Raw genomic sequence first — 20,840 nt, 5'->3', positions numbered from 1 at the left:
CGAGTTACCCGTTTTCGCGTAAAACATTTCCTGCAAGATAGAGCGACCCGCAAATCAGAATACGTGCCGCAGGATCATTAGCGATGATAGCTTGAATGGCCGCGCCAACGCTCTGCGCTTCAAACGCTTCCAAGCCTGCCTTTTTCGCCGCCGTCGCTGTTTCCTCGGCGGATAGAGTTGCCTGCTCGTTAGGAATAGGCACCGCATGTAACGATTTAGCAAACTGCGCTAAGGGCTTCATATAGCCAACCACATCTTTGGTATTGAGCATCCCGCAAACCATACGCGTCGTCTTGGGCGGCAAGGTTTTCAACAACGCCGCGAGCGCAGCCCCCGCAGCAGGATTGTGACCCCCATCCAACCATAACTCGGCCCGACCCGCAGCGACGACCAGCGGCCCGCTTTTCAATCGCTGCATCCGCGCTGGCCAAGTGGCATCAGTCATCGCCGCTTCGCAGGCGGCATCGTCACATCCAAGATGCCGCAGGACTGCCAATGCAGCGCCAGCGTTTTGAATTTGATGCGCCCCCAGCAACGCCGGCAATGGCAGATCCATCAAGCCACGTTCATCTTGGAAAATAAGGCGGCCCCGTTCTTCCCAGACATGCCAGTGTTGACCATACGCCAATAATGGCGCGCCCAGCTTGGCGGCTTGTGTCTCGATGACGTCCATCGCCTCGTCGGGTTGCGGTCCGACCACACAAGGAACGCCGCGCTTTATGATGCCCGCTTTCTCGAATGCGATTTTGGCGAGGGTATCGCCAAGGAAGCCTTCATGATCGATGGAGATCGGGGTGATCACCGTCACCTCTGGTTTAGCAATGACGTTAGTCGCATCCAAGCGACCCCCTAAGCCGACTTCTAGCAGCGTATAATCGGCTCTAATCCGGCTAAATGCGAGTAACGCTGCGACGGTAGTGATCTCGAAGTAGGTGATCGAATCTGGCCCGTTTGAGGTGTAGCATTCATCCAGAACTTCGGTCAGATGGTCTTCGGATATCAATTCGCCAGCTAGGCGTATCCGTTCATGAAACCGCGCCAAATGCGGCGAGGTATAGGCGTGAACAGATTTGCCGCCACCTTCCAAGCCAGCGCGAATAAGCGCCTGAGTGGATCCCTTGCCATTCGTACCCGCGATATGGATCACGGGAGGCAGTTTCTCCTCAGGGTGGTCAAGAATTTCAAGCAAGCGCCAAACTCGGTCCAGCGTCAGGTCGATGATCTTCGGATGAAGCGCCATCATCCGGTTGAGGATGGCGTCGCTTGTTTGGCTCACTCGGAAGGTTCCGATGTCTCAGCTTCAGGGTCTGCTTTGACTTCGGCTTCCGGCTCAGGCGCAGGTAGGTCCCCTTGGACCGCCTGCGGTAGCCCTGTAAGCATACGGATAATAGTTACCAGCTCGTTCTTCATATCCTTACGGTGCGTCACACGGTCCAGCATGCCGTGATCCAACAGATATTCCGCACGTTGGAACCCTTCGGGCAGCTTCTCACGGATCGTTTGCTCAATCACGCGGGCGCCTGCAAAACCGATCAACGCGTTTGGCTCCGCGATTTGAACGTCGCCCAACATCGCATAGGAGGCGGTGACCCCACCAGTTGTCGGGTGCGTCAGGACAACGATATACGGCAGGCCCGCTTCTTTAAGCATCTCAACCGCAATTGTCGTGCGCGGCATCTGCATCAAACCAAGAATGCCCTCTTGCATGCGTGCGCCACCGGCGGCAGAGAACAGCACCAACGGGCGACCCATTTCAATCGCGCGCTCGGCGGCAGCAATGATAGCGTTGCCGACATACATGCTCATAGAGCCACCCATGAAACTGAAGTCCTGCGCAGCGGCTACGATTGGCGTGCGAAGGATTTCGCCTTCAACGACCAACATCGCTTCCTTTTCGCCCGTCTTCTTTATGGCGGCCTTCATGCGGTCGGGGTATTTCTTTTGATCCTTAAACATCAGTGGATCAGCAACCGGGGCAGGGACCTCCACCTCAGAGAATATTCCGCCATCAAACAACGCGGTGAACCGCTCACGGGCAGTGATGGCCATGTGATGATTGCAGTTTGTGCAAACGTTCAGGTTATCGGACAGCTCGCGGTGAAACAGCATGGTGCCGCATTCGGTACATTTGGTCCAAAGGTTCTCGGGAACCTCACGGCGCGAGAATAGTGAATTGATCGTTGGCCGGACGTAGTTGGAAATCCAGTTCATGAGGCGTTGCTCCCGTTGCTTATGTCCAGATAATCCCGAGGCGGAGGAAATGCAATCAACGCAACACTCGGCGAGCGATAAGCCAGACAACAATCAGCATCACAATACTTATTCCCATCAAGGGTATCATGACTTCGGTGTCTTGCATCGAGTAGCTCGTCCTATAGAGCGCAAGTCCGGACATCTTTGCAGATGATGACGCCACCAGAAGCGCAAAAAAGTTGTTTGCAAGGTGAAGGCCCATAGCGGCCCCAAGGTTTCCGGTTATCCGTGTGAGATCAACCGCAATGATGCCAAACACAATCGTAGCTATAACAACAATCAAAGCGAGGGCGGAGTTGATTGTAGGATCGATATGACCAAGACCAAAGATCACGGACGGAAGCACCATCCACCAAATCGGACTTTTGAACCTCGCGGCCAGCTGTTGCAGCAAATACCCGCGAAACACCAACTCTTCAGCCGTGATCTGAATGAACAGCAAGGGCAGGGCCCATATTAAGTAGCCAGCCCAATCGAGCGTTGGCAAGTTTTCAATCAGATCGTTCGCACCCAGGTATTTGTCATAGGCAAAGAAAATCAAGTTGAACGCCACGATGATTCCAGCCGTGACAATGAAATTTCTCAGGAAATTCTGTCGGACCCCAAACAGTGTCATCGGTGAACGGCCGTGTAGAACCACCATCAGCATGGCGGCGCCCGCCATCGGAATAAACGTGGCGAGCAATACTGCCATGTCGAATGGTGTCATACCCCGATCAAGCCCTGCCAGCAATTTGCCCATTGCAGTTATAAAATCTGGCCCAACACCCCAAATCGCTCCGATCACCACCACCAGAATAATGGTCCAAAATATGTAGAGCACGAAGCCGGATAGAAACGTCACAATCGTACGCCAAAGCGCGTGATCTTCGCGCGCCGGGGAGATAAAGGCCTCGAAGGCCGGAGTTCTGTGCATGAAATGGCACCTTAACGTGGTTTTTTGCCAAGGTATCGTCGTGACATCCGTGGTGCAATCACGCTTGTGCCTTCTTGGCTTGGGCTTTATTCCGTTTTGCAACGCTTTTTGAGGGAGGCATCCATGCTGAAGAAACCCACCGACAAAACCAAACTACCCAGCCGCCATGTGACCGAGGGCCCATCCCGTGCGCCGCACCGGTCTTATATGTATGCGATGGGGCTTGGGGATGAAGAGATTCACCAGCCGCTGGTAGGTGTTGCAACGTGCTGGAACGAAGCCGCTCCGTGTAACATTTCGCTGAACCGTCAAGCTCAGGCGGTGAAACTTGGCGTCAAGCAAGGCAACGGCACTCCGCGCGAGTTCACCACCATTACAGTGACCGACGGTATCGCCATGGGCCACGAGGGCATGCGCTCCTCCTTGGCGTCGCGTGAAGCCATTTCCGACACGGTTGAGCTGACAATGCGCGGTCACTGCTATGACGCGCTGGTCGGCTTGGCTGGTTGTGACAAATCCCTTCCGGGCATGATGATGGCGATGATCCGCCTGAACACGCCTTCCGTCTTCATCTATGGCGGCTCCATTCTTCCAGGTCGCTTGGACGGCAAGGACGTCACCGTTCAAGACGTGTTCGAGGCCGTGGGCGAGCACCAAGCCGGCAATCTGTCGGACGAAGCGCTTCGCACGCTAGAGCGCGTTGCATGCCCATCTGCTGGTGCGTGCGGTGGTCAATTTACAGCCAACACTATGGCCTGCGTGTCTGAGGCAATCGGTTTGGCGCTACCAAACTCCGCTGGCGCACCTGCCCCCTATGAAAGCCGCGATCAGTATTCCATCGCGTCGGGCCAAGCGGTCATGAACCTGCTGGAGAAAAACATCCGCGCGCGTGACATCGTGACATTGGAAAGCCTGCAAAACGCGGCGCGTGTCGTGGCCTGTACTGGTGGCTCCACCAACGCTGGTCTGCATTTACCTGCGATGGCGCATGAGGCTGGCATAGACTTTGATCTCGAAGATGTCTGCGAAATCTTCCGTGACACGCCTTACTTCGTCGACCTGAAACCCGGTGGCCAATATGTGGCTAAAGATCTGTACGAAGCTGGCGGAGTTCCTGTCATCATGAAAGAGCTGCGTAAAGCGGGCTTGATCAACGAAGACTGTATGACCGCAACAGGTTATTCCATCGGCGAAGAAATCGACCGCGTTGATTTGGAAGCAGACGGCAAGGTCATCTATTCGATCGCAGAGCCGCTGTCCAAAACCGGTGGTGTTGTTGGTCTGAAAGGCAACCTCGCCCCTGAAGGCGCAATTGTTAAAGTTGCGGGCATGTCCTCGCAGCACCAAATGTTCACTGGCCCAGCCCGTGTGTTTGAATGCGAAGAAGACGCCTTCGACGCGGTTCAGAAGCGCGAATACAAAGAAGGCGAAGTTCTGGTTATCCGCAACGAGGGCCCCGCTGGCGGTCCGGGTATGCGTGAAATGCTGGCAACTACGGCCGCATTGTCTGGCCAAGGCATGGGCAAGAAAGTGGCTTTAATCACTGACGGCCGCTTCTCTGGCGCGACCCGCGGGTTCTGTGTTGGCCACGTTGGTCCTGAGTCTGCTCATGGCGGCCCGATTGCATTGGTTGAAGATGGCGACATCATCACATTGAACGCGATCGAGGGTGAGATCAGCATCGATCTGACCGACGACGTGCTGGCTGAACGAAAGGCCAACTGGAAAGGCCCTCGCAAGACGATCTACGCATCCGGTGCTTTATGGAAATACTCGCAGCTTGTCGGCTCTGCCAAATTGGGCGCTTGCACCCACCCCGGCGCTAAGGAAGAGCAGCACATCTACATGGATCTGTAACTCGTGCGTCTTTGGGTAGTTCTAACGCCAGCAGCTATTGCTTTGGCGGGCTGTGGGAAAAACCCACTGCCCGACCTAAGGTCCGACGGCACAAACGCAGCTCTGACAGAGGTTACCGTAACCTCGGACAGGGTGATCTTGCGCGGGCCCGACGGCTTCTGTGTCGATCCGGCGTCCTCGAACCATAAGCCGTCCAAGGCATTCATGGTTTTTGGAAATTGCGCCGCGATCGCTGCTGACGAAGAACTGCCACAACCCTTTATCAATGCGATTGTCACCGCGACGGTCTTACCAGCAGGGCGCGAGCAACCTAGGATTGCCCATTCCTCAGTCGCATTAGCAAGTTTCTTCGAATCGGATGCAGGAAAAGCGGCACTTAGCGCCTCTGGCAATGCAAACAGCGTAGAGATCTTGGATAGCTTTTCGCGCAACAACGCTTTCTTTATCCACGCTCGCGACAAGTCGGCCCCTGTGGTGCCCGGAACCGAAAATACCTATTGGCGTGGGTATTTTGATGTGAAGAAATCAGTCGTCACGGTGTCTGTTTTTGGCCTCAAGTCGGCACCTGTAAGCAGTTCTGAGGGCCTACAAACCCTATATGACTTCGGGAACGCTTTGCTCGAAGGTCAGGAGCAGGATGAAACAGGCGCAACTCCCGCGAAAGCTGGGGATGTTGCCCACACGGGACTGTTGCGTCGAATTTTTGGCTGAAACCATTGTTTGCAATATAGAAACAATGGTACCGCTGTAGGGCGGGATAACTAGGATTGCCTCAAAACTCATGATGGATCGGATGCGAGAATTCGTACGGCGACGGCTTCATCGCCGAACACTGCGTCGTTGGGAAACAGCTGTACAAGACGCTGAGACCATTGATTTATCGCTATTGCGCCATCTCCGCACACAAGCGCGCCAAATGCGCCGTCGCGTCGATCAAGTCACTCATGTCGCTGACGCCCGCCTGACGTTACCGCGAATCGGATCCAATGCAATTCGCAAACCTGCTCAGTCAGATTGGGCCCATCGTCCTGAATTGTGGCGCGGGCCTATTTCACCTATTGGTATCGCAGCCGTTGAAAGCCGCACTCGAATAGGCAATTCTGCAACGCTTTATCACGACTGCCATATCTCCGAACTGACCCTTCGTCAGGTTCGTAACACCCGCGAAGGCGACCTTGCGCCGTTCGGACTGCGTATGGACGTATTTAAGTTTGACGGCAGCTTTCTGAGCCTCGTTCTGGATTTGCCCGACAACGCAACCGATGGTTTACGCAAAAATCATATCCTTCGCTTGGATACAGAAGTCGAGTTCGAGAAACCGCTGGAAATTTTTGCCAGACTTAACATCAAGTATGGCCCCAACGTGGAGCAAGTGGTGCGCGAGCTGCCACTGAACGGTGGAGAATCCATGGTTGAGTTCGACCTGACCCACACCAAAATCAGTGAGCGTCGCTTGGAGCGCATCTGGATGGACCTTATCTTTGAGGGGCCGGAGATGAACGAAATTAACCTGCGCGACATCACTTTCAGCCGCCGCCCACGCGCTGATTTTTAAGGAAATCTCTCAATGAGTAATGTCATCCTTACCAAGACCCGCATCCAAGCCGGAGTTTATGAAGCAGTTCTATCGGCGGGGGCCGAAGAAAGTTGTCATCCAAATTTGACAGCTCTTCATCTGGAGCGCGAGTTGGAAGGCCTATCTGTCATTGCGGATACGAGTTTAGCCAACACATGGCATGTTCGCTTCGAAATTCCACGAGAGGTGCTGACGGACGGTGTGCAGACCTTCTTGATCAATGACGACGCCACAGGCGACACATTAGACAGCTTCACAATCGTCACCGGAGAGGTTTTGTCAGACGACATCCGTGCCGAGATGGATTTGCTCCGCGCCGAGCTGGATATGTTGAAAAAAGCCTTCCGCCGGCATTGCGTCGAAACAACTTAAGCCCTCTGATCACACCTATTGGCCAGCATGACGCCGCGTTTCAGGTGACCTGAGCGTAAACTTGGATAATGCTGTGCACAAAGTTGGAGGACTTTCATGACCAATTACCCGCATCTGCTGGCCCCGCTCGACCTTGGCTTCACCACACTAAAGAATCGCGTTCTTATGGGGTCGATGCACACTGGTCTTGAGGAGACCAAAGACTGGAACCGCATCGCCGAATTCTACGCGGAGCGCGCTCGTGGTGGTGTCGCACTTATGGTCACTGGCGGAATGGCCCCGAACAGCGAGGGCGGCGTCTTCCCTGGTGCGGCGGGGTTGTTTTCCGATGACGACATTAACAACCATAAGATCGTGACAGACAGGGTGCATGACGCAGGCGGTAAGATTGCCATGCAGATTCTACATGCGGGGCGTTATGCCTACGGCCCCGAATGTGTCAGCTCATCACCGATTAAGTCTCCAATCTCCCCCTTCCCACCCAAAGAACTGGATGAGGACGGTATTGAGAAACAAATCAACGACATCGCAACCGCCGCCAAGCGGGCAAAAGAAGCGGGCTATGATGGTGTAGAGATCATGGGTTCGGAAGGTTACTTCCTGAACCAATTTCTGGTGACCCATACCAACAAGCGCGAAGACCGTTGGGGCGGCTCCTATGAGAACCGAATGCGCTTGCCCATCGAGGTTATCAAACGTGTCCGTGCCGCTATCGGCGCTGATTTCATCGTCATTTACCGTTTGAGCATGATTGACTTGATCCCCAACGGCTCCACTTGGGATGAGGTCGTTTTGCTGGCCAAGGAAATAGAAAAAGCGGGTGCAACGATAATCAATACAGGCATTGGCTGGCACGAAGCACGTATTCCAACGATCGCAACCTCCGTGCCACGCCGCGCGTTTACTTGGGTGACTAAGAAGTTGATGGGCGAGGTATCGATACCGATTATCACTTCGAACCGGATCAATACTCCAGACGTTGGCGAAGACGTATTGGCTGATGGCTGTGCAGATATGGTGTCCATGGCGCGGCCCTTCCTTGCGGACCCTCACTTTGTCGCTAAGGCCGCAGATGGTCGCGGGGCAGAGATCGCACCATGCATTGCATGCAACCAAGCCTGCCTTGACCACACCTTTGGCGGGAAGATGAGTACCTGCCTTGTAAACCCCAAGGCCTGTTTTGAAACCGAATTGATGGTTGAACCGGCGGGCACCGCAAAAACCGTCGCAGTTGTAGGGGCCGGGCCCGCCGGTCTTTCTACTGCGTTAACGGCGGCCGAACGGGGGCATTCCGTTACCTTATTCGACAAAGCGAATGAACTTGGCGGGCAGCTCAATATGGCCAAGCAGATCCCCGGGAAGGAAGAATTCTACGGGCTGGTAGACTGGTATAAAACCATGGTCGCCAAAAGCTCGATAAAGGTACGCCTAGAAACCGAGGCCAATGCGGCCATCCTAGAAGACTTCGATGAAGTTATCATCGCCACGGGTGTTCTGCCTCGTGACACCAAGATCGTCGGGCAGGACGGGCCCAATGTGCTCTCCTATATCGACGTGCTTCGTGGTGGCGCAGAGGTTGGTAAGCGCGTCGCAATTATTGGCGCAGGCGGCATTGGGTTCGATGTAGCCGAATATCTGACCACTGATGACAGTCCAACGGTCAATCTAGATGAATGGATGGAAGAATGGGGCGTCACTGATCCCGCAGCAAAGCGTGGCGGCTTGTCAGACAAAGGCCCCCAACCCGAACCCGCCGTTCGAGATGTTACGCTACTTCAACGTAAGCCTGAAAAACTGGGCAAACGTCTGGGTAAAACCACGGGCTGGATCCACCGCGCTACTTTGCAAATGAAAGGCGTCAAAATGGTCGGCGGCGTCAACTATGAGCGGATTGACGAGCAGGGCTTGCATGTCTCCGACGGTGAAGCCCGCGAAAATCCTCGGGTGATTGAAGTCGATACTATTGTGATGTGTGCAGGTCAGGTGCCGTCGCGCACCCTAGCCGACGAATTGGAAACTGCAGGCCGAAGCCCGCATGTTATTGGCGGCGCTGACGTCGCAGCCGAGTTGGATGCAAAGCGTGCCATAAACCAAGGAACCCGTCTTGCGGCATCATTATAGGTAGCCAACTACCTCTATAGCACACGCGTTTGGCAATATTTCCAGCACGGAAACAGCTGTTTACTTGTTTCCGTGCCCTCAACGATCCGCAGATTTACCCCTGAATCGTCCAACACACATCGCATTCCTGCCCCAATTGACGCGGATAACGGGTCAACGAGTAAGAGTATTTGGGGTATCCGAATGGACCGATTGACAGAAATGGAAGCTTTTGCCACCGTGGTGGACCAAGGAGGCTTTACAGACGCAGCCCGAAAGATGGGGATTTCAAAATCCGCCGTCTCCAAGCACGTCTCCTCGCTTGAAACCCGCCTTGGTGCGCGGTTGCTGAACAGGACGACACGGCGGGTCAACCCAACTGAAATTGGCCTGGCCTATTATGATCGCGCCCGACGCGTTCTTAATGACGCAGGCGAAGCTGATGCTCTGGTATCTTCGATGCAAAGCGCCCCGTCTGGCCTGTTACGCATTTCTGTCGCGACCGATTTTGGCGTAAACCACATGTCCCCTATATTGGGCGACTTTCTAGTCGATTACCCCGATATCACTGTCAACATGGTCCTCAACAATCGCTTCGTAGAATTAATCTCCGAGGGTTTCGATTTGGCCATTCGCATTGGTGAAATGGAAGACAGCTCTCTACGGGCTCGGAAACTGACGGAAACCACCAAACGGTTGATCGCAGCACCCGGCTATTTTGAGCAATTTGGCCATCCGGAGAAGATTGACGATCTGAATGACCACAAGCTTCTTCATTACTCCAACCAGTCGGCTGGAAACGTATGGAAGCTCACAGCACCTTCTGGTGAGAAACGTCAGGTCCGCACGCAAGGCTGGCTTACCGTGAACGACGGTCAATCTTTGCTGAACGCCTGTGTTTCCGGTCTTGGCATCGCTTATCTACCCAGCTTCCTATACGCAGACGCATTGCGCCAAGGGTTGGTAGAAGAAGTTATGCCGGAGCTTCCAAAAGAAACCCAAGGCATCTATGCGGTCTACCCGCCAGGCCGCTACACCCAGCCAAAGGTTCGAACATTCATTGATTTCCTTGTAGAGGCATTCAAAGAAAAGGGCCCAGAAGACTGGACCATCTAAATAACAGTTTACTTTGATGTGGCAGCATCATCCTTGGGTCGAAGTGATAATCACTTCGACCCTTCTGTTTAAGGTACGGCCTTCGTCGCTCAGATTGTTGGCACGTGGGGCAAGGTAGCCCACCCCATCAGCTTCCATTTGATTGCTCGGGATCCCAAACTCTTTGGTAAGGCGCGTCGCCACCGATTGTGCTCGCTTGCGAGACAGATTTACGTTGCCCTGAAGAGAGCCTTCGGCATCAGTGTGGCCGACCAGTGCGATACGGATTTCAGGGTTCGCTTTCAGATATTCCGATAGATCCACTAACGACAGGAACTTACCTTCACCCAAAGCCGACGACCCCGTTTCAAACTGAAGGTCATCCAGAACCACGTGTCCATCGCGCAGCAAAAGCTCGGTTACGGAGCCAAAACTGACATTAGGAATGATTGGATTGATTTGCGCAATTTTACCACCGGACTTCGCGGTCAAAGAGCTCTCATCTGGACTGCCAAGCAATACCATCTGCACGAAGGCACTTTCGGCACCGCGACTAACAAACAGGCTGACGTATTCTGGAACTGCATTCCCAAGTCGCTGGGCAGACAAGAAGCGAAAATCGCCCAAATCGACATGCATCACCGGCTCAGGCAAGACATCCGTGTTGAAGCGAAAGTCAAAACCCCCACACACGTTTGTGGTACATTCGTAGAGCAGTTCAAAACCTGTCGCTTCAAGCTGCTGCCTGAGACTGTCCATCACAACCAGTGACGTCCCTACACCCACATCAATCCGCCAAGCGCGTGTGATTTGGCGTCCTTCCGCCACCAGTGTTTGCACAAAGCCGTCAGAATATGGGCCGACGGGTAGCTTGTAACTGCCAAACTCTTCAGTCTCAGCAAACGTTTCGGTCGCAGGGCCGGGGAACGTTAGCGCCAGATCAGCCTGCGCCGCTGTCGCCAGCATCACACCTGCCAAACCGAGGGGCAAAAACCCCCTCATCTTTCAACCGCGTGGTATTCTGCGTTAGGGCGCATGTCCACCGCGGAGGCCATTCGGTTGGTCATGTTAAAGAAACTTGCCACCGCTGCGATGTCCCAAATGTCGCGATCCGTAAACCCAACCTTGCGTAGGGCATCGCGATCCCTTTCTTCGATACGGTAGCTCGCCTCCGTCATCAGCACAGCAAAGTCCAACATGGCGCGTTGGCGGGCATCCAACTGAGCCACACGGTAGTTCATAACCAAGGCTTCACCCAGAGCAGGATCACTCGATAACTGCCGCACCGCCGCCCCGTGGGCCACAAGGCAATAGAAGCACTTGTTCACGGACGAGACGGCTACCGCGATCATCTCGCGCTCCAACTTCGACAGGTTACTGTCACCAAGCATCAGGTCGTTATACATGCCGGTAAAGGCGTTCAACTTGTCCGGATCAAACGCATAGGATTGCAAGACGTTCGGGATCATGCCCAGCTTTTCCGTACAAACATCGAAGTACTTTTGCGTCGCCTCGGGAAGCGGGTCGACCATCGGCAGATCAAGCGCAGTTACTTTGGGGTTTGTCACGGGGGCAGGGCCTTTCATCGTTTCATACGGTAATGATACCGCCCAACCACCGACATGCCCAGAGAACTATAAAGCGATTGTGCGGCTATGTTTGACCCCGTGGTTACCAAAGCAAAATGCTCCGCGCCCTTATCTTTGCCCCAACGCGCGGCCGCGTACATCATGTTGCGCGCCAAACCCATGCGGCGATACTCAGATAACACCTCCACAGCATGCACCATCGCGACTGTTCCCTGCATGGCCACGAAGGCGTTGCCCGCAGCTCGATCAGATATGCGGCCAAGGATCGCAGTTTTGGGACCGGTCACCCGCTCCATAACCGCGATACGTCCGGCGTTGATGCCGCCTTCAGCCCAAATGTCTTTCATGATTTGTAGCGGCGGCCAGATATCAAATGCCGTGACTGGCGGCAGCTCTTCTTCAAAGATCGGGCCAAGGAACAAGATTGACGGATCGATGACATCATACCCGAGGTGCGCCAGTTTAGTGTCTAACTCTGCATTCTCTGGTCTAAGGGAGAACAACGCCGGTTGGCCAAGCTTAGCCATTTCAGAAACCGCCAATTCAATATCTTCTGAGGTTGCGGCCCCCATTGGGCGCGCTGCGGACACTCGCTTGCCACCCCCTAGACCCTGATGGATTAACCACGGGCCAACACGAGTAGTGCTTGCGGCGGGCCAAGTGGCCTCCACTACGTCGAAAAGATCATCCGTGTTCAACACCAAGCGCCTTTGCCAATTGATCCATTACCAACTTTAGTTCCGTCACGTCAGTACCGCGCGCCACCAAGTTACTACCAAAGCTACCGTCCTCACCTTGAAACGGGTAAGAACCTAACGACACATCAGGGTTCGCCTCTGCCAACGCGCCAAGCGGACCTGCAATGTCACCTTCGCCAATATGCACCCTTAAGGTCGCGGACAAAAGTGGCTGCCCGCCCGTCATTGTCGCAAGCACCGTTTCCACCATTGCGTGAAACACCTTCGGCACCCCCGCCATGACATGTACATTCCCAAGGATGAAACCCGGCGCGACAGAAACCGGGTTGTCAATCAACGTGGCCCCGTCTGGTATCCGCGCCATACGTTTGCGGGCGTCGTTAAACTCCTTACCGTCGCGGGCGTAATGGGCGGCAAGCAGATCATGCGCATCTTCACGAATGTCCACGTGGGCACCAAAGGCTGCACCAATTGCATCCGCGGTGATGTCGTCATGGGTCGGCCCAATGCCGCCCGACGTAAACACGTGAGCATATTGCGCGCTTAACGCACGAACGGCCTCGACAATGTGGTCGTGCTCATCAGACACGACGCGGGCTTCTTTCAGGTCAATTCCTGCCTGTGTTAAAGCGCAGGCCAAATGATTGGTATTTGTGTCTTTAGTACGCCCCGACAGGATCTCATCCCCGATGACAAGCATGGCGGCAGTTGGGTTTGGCATGACGTGATCCTTGATTGGGTGCTTCATTCCGGTATAGGCCCCGATTATGCGCTTTCAAACCCCACTTGTGCCCGCGCGGCTGATCCGCCGCTACAAACGTTTCCTTGCCGATGTCGCGCTTGAGGAGACAGGGCAGGAGGTCACCGTCCATTGCCCAAACCCGGGTGCGATGCTGGGATTAAAGGATGACGGCCTTCGGGTCTGGCTGGAACCCAATGACGATCCCAAGAAGAAGCTGAAATACGGTTGGCGCGTCGCGGAGCTTCCTGATGAGCAATTCGCCTGTATAGACACGAGTTTGCCCAATCGTGTGGTGAAAGAAGCACTTCTTTCGGGCAGCATTGCAGAGCTTGCAAACTACAAAACAGTCAGGCCCGAAGTCCCCTATGGCACGGGAAGTCGGATAGATTTCCTCCTTACTCAGGACGGGCTTCCCGATGCTTACGTCGAGGTTAAAAGCGTCACACTACGGCGCGAAGGCAACTGGGCAGAGTTCCCCGATTGCGTAACTGCACGTGGGGCGAAGCATTTACAGGAGCTTTCCCAAATTGCACAATCCGGCGCGCGTGCCGCCATGCTGTATTTGGTCAGCCGCACGGATTGCACCCGCTTAAAGATGGCGGCGGATTTAGACCCTACTTATGCACGAGAATTCGACCATGCCCGCGCCAATGGGGTCGAAATGTTGTGCTACGCCAGCACGATTTCACCGCATGAAATGTCACTGACCCACGCCTTACCCGTAGATCCGTCACCACAAGGCGGTGCAAGGCTGGTCTAACCTAGCGCGGCGCATTATATGTGCGAGAAAGCAAATATCGGAGAGACCCGTGGACGACTCGACGCATAAAGGCCGCATCACCAAACAAGGCATTCGCATCTACGACGAAGTTGATTTCGCTGGGATGGCCAAAGCTGGCGAGCTTGCAGCGCAAATTCTCGATAACATGGTTGAGATGGTCCAACCCGGCGTGACAACGGAAGCCCTTGATACCGCCATCACCAAAATGGTGGACGACGCTGGCGCCAAGTCCGCCACGATCGGATACAAAGGGTACCAACACGCCAGTTGCATTAGTGTGAACCATGTCGTTTGCCACGGCATCCCAGGCTCCAAGACGCTGAAGAACGGCGACATCCTGAATATTGATGTCACGGTGATCGTTGATGGGTGGTTCGGCGACACCAGCCGCATGTATGTCGCGGGTAAACCAAGTCGCAAGGCGGAGCGGTTGATCCAGATCACCCATGATGCGCTATTCGAAGGCATCATGGCCGTAAAGCCCGGGAACACTTTCGGTGACATCGGCCATGCTATCCAGAAATTCGTGGAGGCCCAGCGCATGTCGGTTGTACGCGATTTTTGCGGTCACGGCCTTGGTCGCGTGTTCCACGCCCCGCCAAATGTTTTGCACTATGGTCGCCCCGGAACCGGCGCGGTTTTGGAAGAAGGCATGTTCTTCACGATTGAACCGATGGTGAACTTGGGTCGCCCAGAAACCAAAGTGCTGGCTGACGACTGGACCGCCGTAACACGGGATAAATCCTTGTCGGCGCAGTTTGAGCACTCCATTGGGGTCACGGCGGACGGCTGCCAGATTTTCACACTATCACCCAGCGGAAAGTTTCATCCGACCTACTGAGGCTTAACCAGCAATTAAGTCGAATCGGCTGAGTTGAAGCTATGACATTGCATCAAACACATCTGCACGATTCATTGCCGGGGCTTCCTCCGCACCGCACACCTATTCCTCGTTCTACCGAGGCGGAACAACATGGACACCGCCAACGTGTAAGGGATCGTTTTTCACGCGCAGGCGGGGAAGCAACGCCAGACTTAGAGCTTTTGGAGCTAGTTCTGTTTCGCGCAATCCATCGTCGCGAAGTCCGCAGCCTGGCACATAGGCTTCTCGCAACGTTCGGCGATTTCAATGGGGTGGTTTCTGCATCGGCCAATCGGTTATCTGGCGTGCAGGGGGTCGGTAGCTACGTTATTCAAGAATTGAAAATCGTGCAGGCCGCAGCTCAATCAATGGCCCGCTCCAAGGTGATGCACCGTGATATTTTGTCCTCTTGGGATGCCTTGTTAGAGTATTGCCAAACAAAGATGGCGCATATGGAGCGTGAACAGTTTCGCGTGCTGTTTCTTGATCGCCGCAACCAACTTTTAGCCGATGAAGCGCTGCAAACGGGAACCGTTGACCATGTACCAGTGTATCCACGTGAGGTCGTGAAGCGCGCATTGGAGCTGAATGCCACAGCGCTTATATTGGTTCACAATCACCCGTCAGGCGACGCGTCCCCTTCACAAGAAGATATCACAATGACCAAACAAGTCATGAAGGGTGCTGATGCATTAGGGTTGGTCCTACATGACCATCTGATTGTAGGGAGCGCCGGCAGCTATTCCTTCCGCTCCCATGGGTTAATCTAGGGTCTATTTAACCCAAACCTCCACACGGCGATTAACCGCACGACCCCATTCAGTGTCGTCACACGCCATCGGAAGGGCCTCGCCAAATGCGGCTAGGCTTAGCGTGAAACGACTGAAATCCGCATCAGGAGCCGATTCCTTTAGCAATCGCAGGACCGTCCCTGCCCGTTTCTCTGACAGTGCTAAATTTGAACCTGCGGGTCCCTCGCCGTCACTAAACCCAACCAGAAGTAGATCTCGCCCGTTGAACGCTCCCGTTTCCAAAGCTCGCGCAAGACGAATGATGTTCTCCTCTGACTGAATGTCTAGGCGCGTGCCTCCGGTAAAACGGAACGTGGTGGACAGACGGTCTCGGTCGCGCAGCGCTTCGATCATACGTTGCAGATCCTCAAGCGACACCTCTGGCCCTGCCTGCGAGATTGCATGAGCCAATCGATCACCTTGATCGTCAAACCGCGTTTGTGTAATCGCTTGGTCCACAAATCCGGCGCGGCGAATAACAATATCCGCAGTGGGGTCTTGCGTGAACTCTAAGAATTCCCGCGCGATAAGCGGTAGCCTTCGTGCGGGCGTGTATAGCATCAACGGCAACGTCAGCGGGTAGTCTTCTGCTCGCAAAGCATCAAGCGTTGCATTGGTCTCAAACCCACAGGTGCCAGCAATCCGAAGCGGCACGGCATTTCCAATTTCGCTGAGTGTCGTCAATCCAATTGCAAAGGTGTCTTCAGCCACGGCATCGGCCAAATCTTGTAAAAGCTCGTGATGAGTTGCCCCATCTGAAATAATCCGCTCATTCGGCTCAAGAACGCGATCTTCAAAGGCGTCCATTAGGCCAGATTCTGGTTCAGGCAAATGCCGCACAATCGGCAAATCTGGCCCACCAAGACCAGACCAACGCTCCGTCGCCCCAGAGAATGCCGCTGCCAGCTGCTCCAAGGAGATGCTGCGCACAGGTTGTCCCGGCGCTGTGATCGCGACCACGCCGTCCAATGCAACCACACGCGCGCGACGACCCTTTAGCAGATCGCCAGCAGCAGCCGAGCGCGCTAATGACACCTCAGATTGCCGAGGTTCACGCAGCACCAGTGCGATATCGGACTCCTCGGTGATCAGGTCAGCGTAACCTTCTGCGGTCGTGCTTGATGAAAGCTCAAATCGCGCATGCAGGCGTTCCTTATCACCCAGTACAAACGTCGATTTGCGATCGTTTTCCACCTCACGGGTAACAGACAAGTCGTTTCGCGCCGCAAACGCGTGAATAAGCGCAGGGATCAAAACCTCTGCCATGCGGTTCGTGCCGGAAAAGCGGACATTGGGGACAAATGCGTTCAGGTCAGGACATCCCGGCCCGTCGCATGTAACCCCCTCGCCATCAAGCGTAAGGGGGCCGTAAATGGTTTCAACGCGAAAGAACTCACCATCATAGGTAAGCAAAGTCCCCTCGATTTGGATTGCACCGTCCCGGGAGGTAAGTCGCACATCATTGGCGAATACGGGCGTGCACATAAGAAGTGCCGCCAAGATGCTACGCCAAATGAGTTGCAATCGCCTATCCGCCCTAGTTTCGCGAGAGTTTCAAGTCTTGAAGCACATTTTTCAACTCAAGACTTTCGCCCACAGCCTCGCATCCAGGTCCTTTAAGCGTCATATCATAGGCCGACACAGGTTCGCCGGGGACGCGGCGGCGCACGCGTGTTTCATGCTCGACCGCGCAATTTTCCGACGTGACAGGTGCACGCATAGAAAAACGAACCACACCACCGGACGTCACCTCATCGATCCGGCTGGAGAAGACATGCAGCACCGCGCCGTCAGCATCCATGGACTGTCCAAGATGGACAACCGAGCCATCTAACACCTTAGGCGCTTTTGCCACCAGTTCGCCGGGATCTGCACCGCTCCATTGCAAGGCAACCCTTGCAAAATTAACCGCGTCGGGCACGTCGGTAGACGCCGATAGCGTTGTCCCGTCAGACAAGTGGGCATGCACGTCGGCGCTTTCACTCAATGCTGGAAGCAGCATTGTCAGTTCGCCAGTCATGGGCATGGGCACCGTAAATGACAGGCCCTCATGCTCGAACCTGATCATGTCGTAGGGCAAGCAAGGCGCAAAGATATTGACCACAAGCATCGCGTCAATCGCCGCGTTCATGGTCATTGATGGGCCGCATGCTGTGCCAAAATTGGAAATGTTCGACTGACGCCCAACAACTTCCGCCACAGACGTATCAAGATCCTGCGGCAAGGGCGCCGTCATCGTGAATTGCGCCAATTGCGCATCATTGAGAATTGAAGTGTCTAGAGATTGCGTGGGGGCCGTTGGGAATGGCGGCACGATCACCACTGAAAGCCCGTCTGCCAGCGCTGGGGTAGCTACGCCTAGCCACACAGCAAAAGCCGTGTTTGTTAAATATCTGCTCATTTGCCTGCCTTGCCGAGTATTCTCGTTACAATAGACCTTCAGCTTAGCAGTAAATTGAGCCTAACGAAACAGGCGCGTTAAGTGCCGTTAAACAATCTCGCCGTGGCAATGTTTGAATTTTTTGCCTGACCCACACGGACAAGGCGAGTTCCGACCAGGATTGCCCCAAGTAGCGCGGTCATTTTCATCAAACCCAGGCAACGGCTCACCAGCCTCCACCGGAGCTGCAACAGGCGCTTGTGGCGTCTGCGGTTGAGCTGCGGCACCTTGCTGCGCTAGGAACTGTTGCATCAGCTGCTCTTGCTCTTCTTCGGTGAGAACCCTCACTTTGGACAGCTTTTCAGTCACATCAACGCGCAAGCTATCCAGCATGCCTTCGAACAATTGGAAGCTCTCGTTCTTGTATTCATTCAGCGGGTCGCGTTGCGCATACCCACGGAAGCCCACAACCGAGCGCAAGTGTTCCAGCTTCAGCAAGTGATCACGCCATTTGCCATCGATAGTTTGCAACAGCAGTTGCTTCTCGATGTTGCGCATTTGCTCGGGGCCGAAGTCAGTCGCCTTCTTGGCCATGAACTCATCCGACGCATCATACAGACGTTCGCGAATGTCGCCGTCGTCCACGCCTTCTTCTTCAGTCCACGCGATAACAGGCAAATCGACGCCCAAGTTTTCGAGGACTGCAACATAGAGACCTTGGCCGTCCCATTGGTCTGCATAAGATTTCGGCGGGATGAACTGGTCAACAAGGTCATCGATCACCTGGTGGCGCATGTCTTGCGCGATCTCGCCTACTTCTACGGCTTCCATGATTTCCATGCGTTGACCGAAGATGGCTTTTCGCTGGTCATTCATCACGTCATCGAATTTCAGCAATTGCTTACGAATGTCGAAGTTGCGGCCTTCAACCTTGGCTTGCGCTTTTTCCAACGACTTGTTGACCCAAGGGTGCGCGATGGCCTCGCCTTCTTTCATGCCTAGCGTGGACAGCATTTTGTCCAAACGCTCGGACCCAAAGATGCGCATCAGGTCGTCTTCCAACGACAAGAAGAAGCTGGAGCGGCCCGGATCACCCTGGCGACCGGAACGGCCACGCAACTGGTTATCGATGCGGCGGCTCTCGTGGCGCTCTGTTGCCAGTACGTACAAACCACCAGCAGCTTTGACTTCATCTTCGGCTTTGGACTGTTCTTCCTCGATGCGCGCGCGGATCGCTTCCGGATCGCCTTCGGGGTCAGCCCCTAGGGCCGCCAAAATCTTCATCTCGGCGTTGCCGCCAAGCTTAATATCGGTCCCGCGACCCGCCATGTTTGTCGCGATGGTTACAGCGCCAAGCGTACCCGCGTTGCCAACAATTTCGGCTTCGCGTTCGTGCTTGCGCGCGTTCAACACATTGTGCGCGACGCCTGCTTGTTCAAGCAGCTGCGATAGGAATTCGGATTTTTCAATCGAGGTGGTACCAACAAGAACGGGTTGCCCTGTCTCATGCGCCTTTTTGATTTCCTCGACGATGGCCTCGAACTTTTCCTTCGCTGTGCGGTAGATCGCGTCGTGCTCGTCGATACGTGCGATCGGTTTATTCGTTGGCATCTCCACAACGCCAAGGCCGTAAATCTCTTGGAACTCTTCAGCTTCGGTCGCCGCAGTACCCGTCATGCCGCCAAGGCGATTGTAAAGGCGGAAGTAGTTTTGGAACGTCACAGAAGCCAAAGTAATGTTTTCCGGCTGGATCGAGCAGCCTTCCTTGGCTTCAATCGCTTGGTGCAAACCACCTGACAGACGACGACCCGCCATCATGCGGCCCGTGAATTCGTCGACCAACACAACCTCGTCGTTACGAATCATGTAATCTTTGTCGATGTGGAACGCCTTATGGGCCTTCAACGCTTCAGTCACGTGATGAACCAGCGAAGTGCTTTCTGGATCGTACAACGACTGCTCTGCCGGCAGCAGCTCCATCTCACGCAAACGTGTCTCAAGGAAATCGTTTCCGTCGTCAGTGATTGTGACAACGCGTGTTTTCTCGTCGAGCTTGTAGTGCTCTTCGGTCAACTCGGGGATTAGCTTGTCGATGGTAATATATAGCTCGGAGCGGTCCTCGGACGGGCCGGAGATAATCAGCGGTGTACGTGCCTCATCGATCAAGATCGAGTCGACCTCGTCCACAATCGCGAAATTATGGCCGCGCTGCGCCATCTCTTCCAAGCTCGAACGCATATTGTCGCGCAAGTAATCAAAGCCCAGCTCATTGTTCGTCGCATAGGTCACGTCGGCGGCGTAGGCGCCTTTCTTTTCATCGTCAGGCTGCTGCGGGTAGATCACACCAGTCGTCAAACCAAGGGCGGCGTAAACCTTGCCCATCCATTCTGCGTCACGTTTAGCAAGGTAATCGTTCACGGTTACGATGTGCACGCCTTTGCCTGACAGCGCGTTCAGGTAGGCAGGGAAGGTCGCCACAAGGGTTTTACCCTCGCCTGTTTTCATTTCTGCAATGTTGCCTTGATGCAGGAAGATGCCACCCATGACTTGCGTATCAAAGGCGCGAAGACCCAAGGCGCGGCGCGCAGCTTCACGAACGTTGGCAAAAGCTTCTGGCAGCAAATCATCAAGGCTTTCGCCCGATTGCGCGCGCATTGCCATTGCTTCTGTGCGTTGCTTGATCTCATCGTCGCTCAGCGCCTCAAACTCGGCTTCTAAAGCGTTCACTTTCGCCACCAATGGCCGGACAGCTTTTACTTTGCGGTCATTCGGCGTTCCGAAGACCTTTTTCGTAATGGTACCCAAACCCAGCATATTTCCGCGCCTTT

19 protein-coding genes are annotated in these 20,840 nt (G+C 54.6%); 9 read left to right on the top strand and 10 right to left on the bottom strand.

Going from position 1 to position 20,840, the window contains the following annotated elements; translation table 11 throughout:
- Nucleotides 1-4 precede the first annotated feature (4 nt).
- Genes ABJN86_RS00460 through ABJN86_RS00450 form a run of 3 tightly spaced genes read right to left on the bottom strand, consistent with a single transcriptional unit; the run spans nucleotide 5 to nucleotide 3,169 of the window.
- Complete coding sequence (locus ABJN86_RS00460) at nucleotides 5-1,276, bottom strand: folylpolyglutamate synthase/dihydrofolate synthase family protein (protein ID WP_348362815.1); 1,272 nt, start codon at nucleotides 1,274-1,276, stop codon at nucleotides 5-7.
- Complete coding sequence (gene accD / locus ABJN86_RS00455) at nucleotides 1,273-2,211, bottom strand: acetyl-CoA carboxylase, carboxyltransferase subunit beta (protein ID WP_348362816.1); 939 nt, start codon at nucleotides 2,209-2,211, stop codon at nucleotides 1,273-1,275. The genes ABJN86_RS00460 and accD overlap by 4 nt, the downstream gene beginning before the upstream one ends.
- 55 nt (nucleotides 2,212-2,266) lie before the next feature.
- Nucleotides 2,267-3,169: a type II CAAX endopeptidase family protein gene (locus ABJN86_RS00450; protein WP_348362817.1), complete on the bottom strand. Its 903-nt coding sequence runs from the start codon at nucleotides 3,167-3,169 to the stop codon at nucleotides 2,267-2,269.
- Between the two features lie 123 nt (nucleotides 3,170-3,292).
- On the opposite strand from ABJN86_RS00450, the gene ilvD reads away from it, so the two are divergent.
- The 6 genes from ilvD (at nucleotide 3,293) to ABJN86_RS00420 (ending at nucleotide 10,190) form a co-directional block, all read left to right on the top strand.
- Nucleotides 3,293-5,026, top strand: a complete 1,734-nt coding sequence (ilvD, locus tag ABJN86_RS00445) for a dihydroxy-acid dehydratase (RefSeq protein ID WP_348362818.1) — start codon at nucleotides 3,293-3,295, stop codon at nucleotides 5,024-5,026.
- Nucleotides 5,027-5,029: 3 nt separating this feature from the next.
- The gene (locus ABJN86_RS00440; protein ID WP_348362819.1) at nucleotides 5,030-5,737 is read left to right on the top strand and encodes a hypothetical protein; all 708 of its coding nucleotides are present in this window, start codon (nucleotides 5,030-5,032) and stop codon (nucleotides 5,735-5,737) included.
- Between the two features lie 82 nt (nucleotides 5,738-5,819).
- On the top strand, nucleotides 5,820-6,581 hold the full coding sequence (locus ABJN86_RS00435) for a DUF6478 family protein (protein ID WP_348362820.1): 762 nt from the start codon (nucleotides 5,820-5,822) through the stop codon (nucleotides 6,579-6,581).
- 12 nt (nucleotides 6,582-6,593) lie between these two features.
- On the top strand, nucleotides 6,594-6,974 hold the full coding sequence (locus tag ABJN86_RS00430; RefSeq protein WP_348362821.1) for a hypothetical protein: 381 nt from the start codon (nucleotides 6,594-6,596) through the stop codon (nucleotides 6,972-6,974).
- Nucleotides 6,975-7,070: 96 nt separating this feature from the next.
- Nucleotides 7,071-9,095 (top strand): NADPH-dependent 2,4-dienoyl-CoA reductase, encoded by a 2,025-nt coding sequence (locus ABJN86_RS00425; RefSeq protein WP_348362823.1) that lies wholly within the window; start codon nucleotides 7,071-7,073, stop codon nucleotides 9,093-9,095.
- Nucleotides 9,096-9,278: 183 nt separating this feature from the next.
- A complete protein-coding gene (locus tag ABJN86_RS00420; RefSeq protein WP_348362824.1) occupies nucleotides 9,279-10,190 on the top strand; it encodes a LysR family transcriptional regulator in 912 nt (303 codons plus the stop codon).
- 27 nt (nucleotides 10,191-10,217) lie between these two features.
- Here the strand turns inward: ABJN86_RS00420 and ABJN86_RS00415 are convergent, their stop codons facing one another.
- The 4 genes from ABJN86_RS00415 to ABJN86_RS00400 are packed head-to-tail and all read right to left on the bottom strand — an operon-like array spanning nucleotide 10,218 to nucleotide 13,177.
- On the bottom strand, nucleotides 10,218-11,171 hold the full coding sequence (locus tag ABJN86_RS00415; RefSeq protein WP_348431799.1) for an OmpA family protein: 954 nt from the start codon (nucleotides 11,169-11,171) through the stop codon (nucleotides 10,218-10,220).
- Nucleotides 11,168-11,755 (bottom strand): peroxidase-related enzyme, encoded by a 588-nt coding sequence (locus ABJN86_RS00410; protein ID WP_348431797.1) that lies wholly within the window; start codon nucleotides 11,753-11,755, stop codon nucleotides 11,168-11,170. Before ABJN86_RS00410 ends, ABJN86_RS00415 begins: the two co-directional genes overlap by 4 nt.
- Entirely contained in the window at nucleotides 11,752-12,459 is a 708-nt protein-coding gene (locus ABJN86_RS00405) for a GNAT family N-acetyltransferase (protein ID WP_348362829.1), read from the bottom strand. The genes ABJN86_RS00410 and ABJN86_RS00405 overlap by 4 nt, the downstream gene beginning before the upstream one ends.
- Nucleotides 12,443-13,177 carry a molybdopterin-binding protein gene (locus ABJN86_RS00400; RefSeq protein ID WP_348362831.1) on the bottom strand — a complete coding sequence of 245 codons (735 nt, stop codon included), beginning with the start codon at nucleotides 13,175-13,177 and terminating at the stop codon, nucleotides 12,443-12,445. The genes ABJN86_RS00405 and ABJN86_RS00400 overlap by 17 nt, the downstream gene beginning before the upstream one ends.
- A 46-nt stretch (nucleotides 13,178-13,223) precedes the next feature.
- Here ABJN86_RS00400 and sfsA point away from each other — a divergent pair, with 46 nt between their 5' ends.
- The 3 genes from sfsA to radC are packed head-to-tail and all read left to right on the top strand — an operon-like array spanning nucleotide 13,224 to nucleotide 15,611.
- Complete coding sequence (gene sfsA, locus ABJN86_RS00395; RefSeq protein ID WP_348362832.1) at nucleotides 13,224-13,958, top strand: DNA/RNA nuclease SfsA; 735 nt, start codon at nucleotides 13,224-13,226, stop codon at nucleotides 13,956-13,958.
- A gap of 49 nt (nucleotides 13,959-14,007) precedes the next feature.
- Entirely contained in the window at nucleotides 14,008-14,820 is an 813-nt protein-coding gene (gene map / locus ABJN86_RS00390) for a type I methionyl aminopeptidase (protein WP_348362833.1), read from the top strand.
- A gap of 41 nt (nucleotides 14,821-14,861) precedes the next feature.
- Nucleotides 14,862-15,611: a DNA repair protein RadC gene (radC, locus tag ABJN86_RS00385; RefSeq protein ID WP_348362834.1), complete on the top strand. Its 750-nt coding sequence runs from the start codon at nucleotides 14,862-14,864 to the stop codon at nucleotides 15,609-15,611.
- A gap of 3 nt (nucleotides 15,612-15,614) precedes the next feature.
- Here radC and ABJN86_RS00380 read toward each other — a convergent pair whose 3' ends face one another.
- The 3 genes from ABJN86_RS00380 to secA all read right to left on the bottom strand — a co-directional run bounded on the left by ABJN86_RS00380 (nucleotide 15,615) and on the right by secA (nucleotide 20,826).
- A complete protein-coding gene (locus tag ABJN86_RS00380; RefSeq protein WP_348362836.1) occupies nucleotides 15,615-17,132 on the bottom strand; it encodes a phosphate ABC transporter substrate-binding/OmpA family protein in 1,518 nt (505 codons plus the stop codon).
- A 37-nt stretch (nucleotides 17,133-17,169) separates the two neighbouring features.
- Nucleotides 17,170-18,033, bottom strand: a complete 864-nt coding sequence (locus tag ABJN86_RS00375) for a hypothetical protein (RefSeq protein ID WP_348362837.1) — start codon at nucleotides 18,031-18,033, stop codon at nucleotides 17,170-17,172.
- Between the two features lie 87 nt (nucleotides 18,034-18,120).
- The gene (gene secA, locus ABJN86_RS00370) at nucleotides 18,121-20,826 is read right to left on the bottom strand and encodes a preprotein translocase subunit SecA (RefSeq protein ID WP_348362839.1); all 2,706 of its coding nucleotides are present in this window, start codon (nucleotides 20,824-20,826) and stop codon (nucleotides 18,121-18,123) included.
- Nucleotides 20,827-20,840: the final 14 nt, after the last annotated feature.

Source organism: Litoreibacter sp. (assembly GCF_039974535.1).
Taxonomy (GTDB): domain Bacteria; phylum Pseudomonadota; class Alphaproteobacteria; order Rhodobacterales; family Rhodobacteraceae; genus Litoreibacter.
The sequence above is the reverse complement of the archived record's forward strand: the minus strand, read 5'-3'. Positions and strand labels throughout refer to the sequence as shown.